This window comes from Streptosporangium sp. G11 (assembly GCF_051192615.1).
Classification (GTDB): Bacteria; Actinomycetota; Actinomycetes; order Streptosporangiales; family Streptosporangiaceae; genus Streptosporangium.
The window spans coordinates 1-8,838 of the sequence record NZ_JBPJUQ010000086.1; the positions used below are offsets into that span (position 1 = coordinate 1).

General features: G+C 71.4%; 7 protein-coding genes. All 7 read right to left on the reverse strand.

The annotated features are described in order from the left end of the window. The coding region (locus ACSDR0_RS42165) for a permease (RefSeq protein WP_435294583.1) at positions 1–501 on the reverse strand (501 nt) is incomplete at its 3' end. Between the two features lie 263 nt (positions 502–764). Further along, positions 765–2,168, reverse strand: a complete 1,404-nt coding sequence (locus tag ACSDR0_RS42170; RefSeq protein ID WP_435294584.1) for a salicylate synthase — start codon at positions 2,166–2,168, stop codon at positions 765–767. Next, a complete protein-coding gene (locus ACSDR0_RS42175; RefSeq protein ID WP_435294585.1) occupies positions 2,165–4,003 on the reverse strand; it encodes an ABC transporter ATP-binding protein in 1,839 nt (612 codons plus the stop codon). Before ACSDR0_RS42175 ends, ACSDR0_RS42170 begins: the two co-directional genes overlap by 4 nt. After that, positions 4,000–5,808 carry an ABC transporter ATP-binding protein gene (locus ACSDR0_RS42180; RefSeq protein ID WP_435294586.1) on the reverse strand — a complete coding sequence of 603 codons (1,809 nt, stop codon included), beginning with the start codon at positions 5,806–5,808 and terminating at the stop codon, positions 4,000–4,002. Before ACSDR0_RS42180 ends, ACSDR0_RS42175 begins: the two co-directional genes overlap by 4 nt. Before the next feature lie 128 nt (positions 5,809–5,936). Further along, positions 5,937–6,719, reverse strand: coding sequence for a class I SAM-dependent methyltransferase (locus ACSDR0_RS42185; protein WP_435294587.1), 783 nt, complete (start codon positions 6,717–6,719; stop codon positions 5,937–5,939). Then, entirely contained in the window at positions 6,701–7,543 is an 843-nt protein-coding gene (locus ACSDR0_RS42190) for a thioesterase II family protein (RefSeq protein WP_435294588.1), read from the reverse strand. The genes ACSDR0_RS42185 and ACSDR0_RS42190 overlap by 19 nt, the downstream gene beginning before the upstream one ends. Further along, the gene (locus ACSDR0_RS42195; protein ID WP_435294589.1) at positions 7,540–8,811 is read right to left on the reverse strand and encodes a cytochrome P450; all 1,272 of its coding nucleotides are present in this window, start codon (positions 8,809–8,811) and stop codon (positions 7,540–7,542) included. The genes ACSDR0_RS42190 and ACSDR0_RS42195 overlap by 4 nt, the downstream gene beginning before the upstream one ends. Positions 8,812–8,838: the final 27 nt, after the last annotated feature.

Sequence of the window (8,838 nt, forward strand, 5' to 3'; positions counted from 1 at the left end):
GGGGAAGGCGACGGCGGTCGCGACCAGCACGATCGGGTTGATCGCGGGGGAGGCGAGCAGGAACGCCAGCGCGGCGGCCGGGGCCACCCCGCGGGCCATCAGACCCGACGCCACCGGCACGGACGCGCACTCACACCCCGGCAGCACCGCCCCGGCCATCCCGGCGACCGGTACGGCAGCGGCCGGGTGCCTCGGCAGCGCCCTGGTCCAGAACGACGCCGGGACGAACGCCGTGATCGCCGCCGACAGCGCCACCCCGAAGACCAGGAACGGCAGCGCCTGCACGCAGATCGCCACGAAGATCGTGGCCCACGTCTGCAACGCGGGCGCCGTCAGGTGCGGCGCGAGAGCGAAACGCCCCACCACCAACAGGACGACGACGAGAGCGAACCCCCACGGCAAAGCATGATTCGCGGAACCTTCACGTCCCCACGAATCAGGGGGAACCGGGCTCTCGTCATCGATCCGCGTGTCTCGCGGGCCGGTTCGAAGCTCAGACATGCGCCATATCGTGTCAGATCACTTCGGTGTTCCACATCGGACCTTGATGGACAGTCCGGTCCTATTTCATGGATCTTCTAACGGTGGCACGGTCGGTGAGACGACCACCCGGACGTAAGACCCCACACACCGTTTCCGAGCCTTGTGACCAGCGGGCCAACCCCCGAAACGCGGCTCAGCCAGGAGCGGCCCGACTCTCCATGCGAAACTTTGATCAAGAGAGCTGGACGAGCAATCCCATACCCGGGAAGCGTGTGGCTCCCTCACGTGCGGTGGAACCGCATATGCGGGACGACGCTTCGTAGCTTCTCGCACGTCTCCTCGTATTCGCGTTCCGGGGTGGATTGCCCCATGACGCCCGCCCCGGCACGGAGCCAGGTGCGCTCCCCCTGCGCGAACAGCGTACGCAGGACCAGTGCCGCGTCCAGTGAGCCGTCGGTTCCCGCTCGGAACACCGCTCCGCCGTAGAGCCCTCGAGGTTCGGGCTCGTGGCGGTTCACAGCCGCGAGGGCGGCGCTTTTGGGTACGCCGGTGACGGTGACCGCCGGGAAAAGCGCCGCGAACGCCGCCCAGGGGCCGAGATCCTCACGCAACCGCCCGGCGACCCGGGAGGCGAGATGCTGTACCGAGCCGCGTGCCTTGACCGTCATGAACTCCTCGATCACCACCGAGCCGGGCCGGCAGATCGTCTCCATCTCCTCAGCGGCCAGCCGCACCGAGATCGCGTGCTCGTGCACCTCCTTGGGGTCGGTACGGAGTTCCTCGCGCAGGCGGTCGTTCTCGGCGAGGTCGGGCCCCAGGGCCCGGGTGCCCGCGAGCGGCTGGGTGCGGATCCGGCCGTTCGCCTCCACCTCGACGACGGTCTCCGGGCTGAAACCGGCGGCTCGCCGGCCGCCGAGGTCCAGCAGGAAGGAACGCGCGGGGGTGTTGGCCCGGCGCCCGGCGAGGTAGGAGGCGGCGAAGTCGGGATCGTTCCCCTCGGGCAGCACGACGACCCGCGACAGAACGGCTTTTTCCAGGAGGCCCGCCTGAATGTCGGCGACGCTGCGGGCGACGGCGTGGCGGTAGGCGGACGCGCCGGAGGCGATGAGGCGTTCGGCATCCGTCGCGGCCGGTGAGGTCATCGCCGCATCGGCCGCGACGAGATCGTCCGGGCTCTGGAGCAGGGCCGTGACCTTCGCGGCCCAGGCCTCGTCGACGGCTCGCAGGTCGGCCTTGCCCGGCCTGAGGGCCACCTCCACGCAGGGAACCAGGAACGACAGGAGTGGCTGCGTTCCCGCGGCGGCGGGGTCGCCGTGCAACAGGTGGGCGAGTTCGAAGGTGGCCCATCCGTACAGGTGCCGGGTTGCCTCACCGTTGCTCCCGAGTGCCGTGAGCGCTTCGGCGATCCTGTCCAGTGGCCGGCCTTCGGTGGCCGTGGTCCACGTGCGCCCGTCGGCATGGGCGACGACCTCGGTCGCGTCCGCGGTGAGCGTGACGGCGGAACCCGCCGCGAAATACCAGACCCCGGCGTGCTCGTAGAGGGCGTACTGCTCGCCGAGGCCGGCCCTGGCCAGGCGAACGGCCGCGCGGGCCGGGTCGTCCGGGGCGTCGAACAGGGCCGCGCATTCGAGGCCGGGTACGGCTCGTGCCCAGTCGGCCCACGGTTCGGATCGCCTGGCGGTCATCGTGGTGCTCCTTGCCGTGCGGTGTTCTCGTGCTTCGGTGGACGTGCCGATCGGGGCCGCTGAGGTCGCGGGGCCACCTCCAGCCGCCAGCCGTCCGCGTTGGTGCGCTGTCGCCAGAAGTCGGCGTAGGTGCCGCCGGCGGCGGCGAGGTGGGGGTGCGTGCCGCGTTCGGTGATCCGCCCGTTCTCCATGACGAGGACCTGGTCGGCGGCGAGCACGGTACTGAGGCGGTGGGTGATGACGAGCAGTGTCTTCTCGGCGGCCAGGGCCTGGACCGTGGACGTCAGCACGGCCTCGTTCTCCTGGTCGAGCGCGGCGGTCGCCTCGTCCAGGATGAGAATCGGCGCGTCCTTGAGCAGGGCGCGGGCGATGGAGACCCGCTGACGCTGTCCGCCGGACAGGGCGGTGCCGCCCTCGCCGACCCGGGTGGCCCAGCCGTCGGGCATCTCCTCCACCACCCGGTCCAGCCCGGCCATGACCGCGGCGCGGCGCAGTTTCTCCTCACCGGCGTCCGGATCACCGACGCGGACGTTGTCCTCGATCGTGCCCTCGAAGAGGTAGACATCCTGGAAGACGATAGAGACGGTCGCGGCCAGGTCCTCGGGGGCGATGTCACGGACGTCGACCCCTCCGATGCGGACCGCGCCGCCGGTGGTGTCCCAGAAGCGGGCCAGCAGCCGGGCGACGGTGGTCTTGCCGGCGCCGGAGGGCCCGATGAGAGCGGTCATGCTGCGCTCGGGGATGCGGAAGCTCACGTCGCAGAGCAACTCGGCTTCCGGATCGGTAGGGGAGGTGGAGTCACCCGCGGTGTCGTTCCGGTAGCCGAAGCGAACCGCGTCGAACTCCACGTCGGCTCCGTCCGGCAGCCGGGGCTCGGCCGGCTGCGGGAACGGTTGGCGGCCGAGTACGGCGTCCAGCCGCTCCAGGCTGTTGCGGGCGATCCGCATCCCGGCGCCCAGGTCGGCCGCGCTGGACAGGCTGTCGGTGAGTCGGCCGACGAGCACCAGCAGGGCCAGCAGGGTCGGCACGTCCATGGAGCCGCCCAGAGTCCAGGAGACTCCCAAGGCCAGCAGGAGGGCGAAGACCGTGCGGGTGGCGAAGGCGAAGGAGACCAGGCCCGGCATGCCGCGGTGAATCAGCCGGCGATCGGCACGCGACTCCGCCACCAGGGCGTCGTCGAGTGCCCCGTAGCCGTCGACGGTCCGGCCGAAGGCGCGCAGGACCGGCTGGTTCTGCGCGAACTCCAGGACGCGGTCGGCCGATTCGCCGATCGCTCCGTCGCGCCCCCGATCCAGCCTGCTCATCACCGAGGTGCTCCACAGGTGGGCCGCCAGCAGCACCGGCGCGCACAGCAGCAGCACGAGCGCGACCCGGCCGTCGAAGAGGAAGGTGGCGGCCACGATGGTGAGCGGGGTGAGCACCGAGCCGGTCAGCGGACGCAGCAGGTGCGCCGGCATGTTCATCACCTGGATGACGTTCTGGCCGGCCAGACGGCTGAGTTCGGCGGCCCGCCCGGGGGTGAACCAGCCGATGGGCAGGTCGAGGGCGCGGTCGGCGAGTCGCCGGTGCAGCACCCGCGAGAGCCGGGAGCCGACGGTGAAGCCGCTGCTCACAGCGACGGCCTGGAGGGCGGCGTAGGCCAGTGAGCAGGCGGTCAGGGCGGCGAGCCACGGCCACACCTCGCCCGGCCTCTCACCGAGCAGGGCACGCAGCACCGGCACCAGCAGGGTGAAGGCGAGGCCTTGGAGGATGGCGGCGCCCGCCAGTACGACGAGGAGACGGTTCAGGAAACCGGATCCCTCGGGTCCGAGGACACGGTAGAGATGACGGATCATCGCGAGGTTCTCTCCGGGGAGGCGTCGGGGTTGCCGTGGACGGTTGATGCCGTGAGGGCCGGGGTGGGGGCGGGCGCTGTTTCGCTGCCGGCCTGTGCCGCCTCCTGGGCTCTCCACAGCCGGGCGTAGCGGCCTTCGGCGGCCAGCAGGTCCGGGTGGCGGCCCTGTTCGACGATCCGCCCGCCGTCGAGCACCACGATCCGGTCGGCGTGGCGGACGGTCGCCAGCCGGTGGGCGATGACGAGCAGCGTGCGACCGGCGGCCAGGGTGGACAGCGCGTCCTGGATCAGTGCTTCGGAGTAGGGGTCGGCGTACGCGGTGGCCTCGTCCAGGACGAGGACGGGGGCGTCGGCGAGCAGGGCGCGGGCGATGGACAGGCGCTGTCGTTCGCCACCGGAGAAGGAGATGCCGGTAGTGACCTCGGTGGCGTAGCCGACGGGCAGTTCGGTGATCCGGTCGTGGATCTGAGCGGCGCGGGCGGCCTGTTCGACCTGGTCGTCGTCGGCGGATGGGCGGCCGAGGCGGATGTTGTCGGCGACGGAGGCCCGCAGCAGCCGCACGTCCTGCAGGACGAAGCCGACGTGGCGGTAGAGGTCGGCGGCGGGTATGTCGCGGATGTCGGCACCACCGATGGTGATGGCACCCGCCGTGACGTCATGGAAACGCAGAAGCAGTGAGGCGAGGGTGGATTTGCCCGATCCAGAGGGGCCGACGAGCGCGGTGACGGTGCCGGGTTCCAATTCGAGGTCGATACCGCTCAGGGCGTCGGTGCGGCCGTCGTAGGAGAAGGACACCTCACGCATCGAGATGCGGGAGCCCTCGGGGGTGGCGGGTGTCGCACTCTGTGGCAGGACCGGGGTGTCGAGCAGTGTGGAGATGCGGGTGGCGGCGGCCTGGCCGGCCCGGATCTGCTGGATCCGGGGGCCGACCACGCCCATGGGAGCGGCGACGGCCGGTCCGAGCAGGATGAACGGTACGAGGTCGGCGGCGCTCATCCATCCGCCGGCGACGAACACGGCTCCCACCACGGCCGGCAGGAGCAGGACGACGACCGGGGAGACGACGAGCAGGGCCGCGGTGGAGGTGACCAGCGTGGTGCGGACCCAGGAGGTGAAGAAGTCGGAGAAGCCGTCGGTGGCGGCCAGGAAGCGTTCGTGGACCTTACGGCTTCGGCCGAAGGTCTTCAGAACGGCGATGCCGTTGGAGAACTCCACGGCGGCCGAGGAGATGCGGCCGAGAGCCGCTCCGTACTCGGCCATCTGCGCCGCCGCTCCGGTCATGGCGCGGCTGAACAGGTAGGCGCCCAGGGCCAGCGGCAGCACGCTGAGCAGCGCGAGCCGCCAGTCGATCGTGAACAGGTAGACCAGCGCAAGAACAGGGGCGGTGAGGACGGCGGTGACGTCGAGGAGGGTGTGGGCGACGAGCGTGTGCAAAGCGTGCACGTCGTCCTGTACGGCGCGTTTGATCTCTCCCGCGCCCCTGGAGGTGATCCATCCCAGCGGCAGCCGGCCGGTGTGCTCGGCCAGCCGGCGGCGCAGCGCGAGTTGCAGGTCGTTGTCGGCGAGATGGCTGACCACTCCGGCGGCCGATCCCAGAAGCAGGGCCGCGAGACCGGACAGGCACGCGAGGGTGACCAGCGGCCAGAGCTCGTCGCCCAGGGCAGGGGAGCCGTCGGTGAGGTGGACGGCGATCCGGGCGACGGCGATGAAGGGGACGACTCCGGCCAGCGCGCCGGCGGCCTGCAGGGCGACGGCCAGGGCGAGGCGGCCCCGGACCTGGCGCAGGATGCCACGCAACGGCGGCACTCTCGGGGCGTCCGACGGGGCTGGGCCCGGGGAGGCGCCGGGTGTGTCGGGAGTGCCGGAGGCGTCAAGGACGCTGTGCAGACCGGGCGCGCCAGGCCGCTGCGAGCCTTGGCGTGAGGTGGGTCGGGTCATTTGACGAGGACTCCGATTTCGGGGATGGCCTGGCCGCCGGCCTCGGTGATGCGGCGGCTTGTCATGCCCGCCTCGCGGGCGAGCCGGGCGACGTCGAAGGTGTGCCAGTCGTAGCTGTCGGTGACCTCGCGGACAGTGCGACCGTCTCGCAGGACCTTCCAGGTGGTGGTGAATCGCATGGCGTCGTCCTGGGCGGGCTCGCCGCCGATCCACCACTCGTAGGTCTGGCGGCCGATGGTCTCGCGAAGGGACATCACCGGCGGGATGAGGCGTGGAGCGGAGACTCCCATCAGCTCGACGACGATGAGACCGCCGATGGGTAGCCGGTCACGGAGGCGTCGCCACAGGGCGCGGCGTTCGATGGCGGTGAGATGCCCGGCCACGCCGAAGATCACTACCGCGGAGAGCCGTTCGGGGAGTTGGATGTCCTGCGCCGAGCCGTCGACGACGGTGACACGGCGGCGCAGGTCCGCCTCCCGGGCGATCCGGGAGGTGAGGACGGCCCGCATGGTGGCGGAGGGCTCGACGGCGATGATCTCCGCCTGCGGCAGCGCGGCCGCGATGACCTCGGTGATCCGGCCGGTGCCGGCGCCGATCTCCAGCACGGGGCCGTGGGAGACGTCGACGCCGGCCAGTACACGGGCGAGCGGTGGTCCGCTGCTGGCGGTGTGGCGGGTGGCGACCATCTCGTAGAACTCGGCCGAGGGCGAGTAGTAGTCGATCATGAGGTTCTCCTGGTCGGGCGGGCGCGGCCGGATGGTCAGGGGGTGCTGGGCCATCGGTGGGTGCCCATGGCCAGCGACGGGTCCAGACGTCGAAGCACCGCCGTGACGACCTCCCGGCGTCGTGGAGCGAGGTAGAAGTGGTCGCCGGGGAAGGTGTGGACCTCGGTGCGGGCGGTGGTGAGATCCGCCCATCCGCCGGCCCGGTCGCGACCGCTTCGCGGGGTCAGCTCCGGATCGGCCTCGCCGGTGAACACCTCGATCGGACAGCGCAGCGGGGGCCGGGAGATGGGGCGGTAGGTCTCGATGAGGCGGTAGTCGTTGCGCACGCAGCCGAGCACCACCGGGCGCAGGTCGGGATCGGCCAGCACCTCGTCGCTGGTGCCGCCGAGCCGTCGCAGCTCCCGGCACAGGACGTCGTCGCTCTGCCGGTGAACCTCACCGACGGTGGCGGTGCCCGGGGCCTCGCGGCCGGACACGAACAGCCGTCGCGGGCCGAGCGCCTCGCGGCGCCGCAGGTCGTGGGCCACCTCCCAGGCGACGGCCGAGCCCATGCTGTGGCCGAACAGGGCGTAGGGACGGTCGAGCAACGGCATCAGGGCGTCGGTGAGGGCCGTGACCAGCTCGTCCATCCGGTCCACCGGGGGGTCTTCGAAACGGTCCTCCCTGCCCGGGTACTGGATGGCCCACAGCTCGACCTCCGGCGGCAGCAGGGCCGCCCAGGGGCGGTAGAAACCGGCGCCGCCACCGGCGTGCGGGAGGCAGATCAGCCGTAACCGGGCCGCCGGCCGCGGGCTCCAGCACCGGATCCACGGGCCCAGACGCCGCGGCGCCGGGTGGGTGGCCGTGCCCGTCCACGAGGCGGGCGGATGGGCGCTCACCACGTCACCGGCAGCCGCTCGATGCCGAAGGTGGCCGAGTCGTGTTTGAAGTCGATCTCCTCGTCCGGGGCTGCCAGGCGCAGCGTCGGCACGCGGCGGATCAGCGTCTCCAGGGCCACTTCCAGCTCCAGCCGGGCCAGGTGCTGGCCGATGCACTGGTGGACGCCGTAGCCGAAGGCGACGTGGTGGTTGTCCGGACGGCGGAAGTCGACCCTGTCGGGGTCGGGGAACTGCTCGGGGTCGTGGTCGGCGCCGGCGAGCAAGGCGATGACGCCGTCGTCGGCGGGTATCACCGTGCCGGAGATCTCGATGTCCTGGGCGGCGACCCGCAGCGGGATGGAGTCGGCGATCGACATCACCCGCAGGAACTCGTTGACGGCGGCCGGCATCAGGGAGGGGTCGGCTCGCAGTTCCTCCATCAGATCGGGCCGCTGGAGGAGCAGCAGCGTGCTCAGAGCGATCATGTTCGTGCTGGTCTCGCGTCCGGCGTTGATGGTGATGCCCACGGTGGACAGCAGTTCGGGCAGGGTGATGTTGCCGGTCTGCAGGTGGTCGACGACAAGCCTGGACAGCAGGTCGTCGCCCGGCTGCTCCTGCCGCTGGGCCACCAGGTCGGAGATCAGGGCGAACAGCCCGCCCAGTGCCTCGGCGACCTGCTCGGCGGTGCTGTTGCGCGATCCGGAGATGCGGGTGACGTCGCGGAAGAACTCCAGGTTTTCTGCAGGGATGCCCAGCAGTTCGCAGATCACGGAGGTGGAGACCGCATTGGCGTAGAGGGGGACGAAGTCGACGGGTGCTTCTTGCGCGAGCATGGAGTCCAGGAGGCCGTCCACGATGGTCTGCACGGCGGGCCGCATGGCGCGGATCCGGCGGACGGTGAACTCCGGCAGCAGCATCCGGCGGTAGCGGGTGTGCTCGGGGGCGTCGGTGCGGATGAAGGGGCGCAGCCGGGCCCCGATCTCCTGCTCGCCCTCGCCGAGTGCGGGGAAGTTGGGGCGGCGGATGTCGGCGCTGATCCGCGGGTCGGCGAGGAGTTCGCGGACGTCCTCGTAGCGGGAGACCACCCAGGCCTCGCGTCCGGTGGGCAGGGTGACCCGGGCGACGGGTTCGAGGGTACGCAGGCGGGTGTACTCCTCGGGTGCGGAGAAGGGGCAGCCCCGGCGGATGGGGAAGTCCCGCGGGCGGGTGGCGCCCGGCGCGGGGGTGGCCTCGCCCGCAGCGGGTGCGGGTGCGGTGGAGGGCGCGCTGGAAGGCGTGGGCGGGTTCATCGGTGGTCCTTCGTTCTTGGCGAGAGG

What these genes read in the sequence shown, in the direction of transcription:
- ACSDR0_RS42170 (WP_435294584.1), bottom strand. Translation starts at nt 2,168, where the DNA reads ATGACCGCCAGGCGATCCGAACCGTGGGCCGACTGGGCACGAGCCGTA.
- ACSDR0_RS42175 (WP_435294585.1), bottom strand. Translation starts at nt 4,003, where the DNA reads ATGATCCGTCATCTCTACCGTGTCCTCGGACCCGAGGGATCCGGTTTC.
- ACSDR0_RS42185 (WP_435294587.1), bottom strand. Translation starts at nt 6,719, where the DNA reads ATGGCCCAGCACCCCCTGACCATCCGGCCGCGCCCGCCCGACCAGGAG.
- ACSDR0_RS42195 (WP_435294589.1), bottom strand. Translation starts at nt 8,811, where the DNA reads ATGAACCCGCCCACGCCTTCCAGCGCGCCCTCCACCGCACCCGCACCC.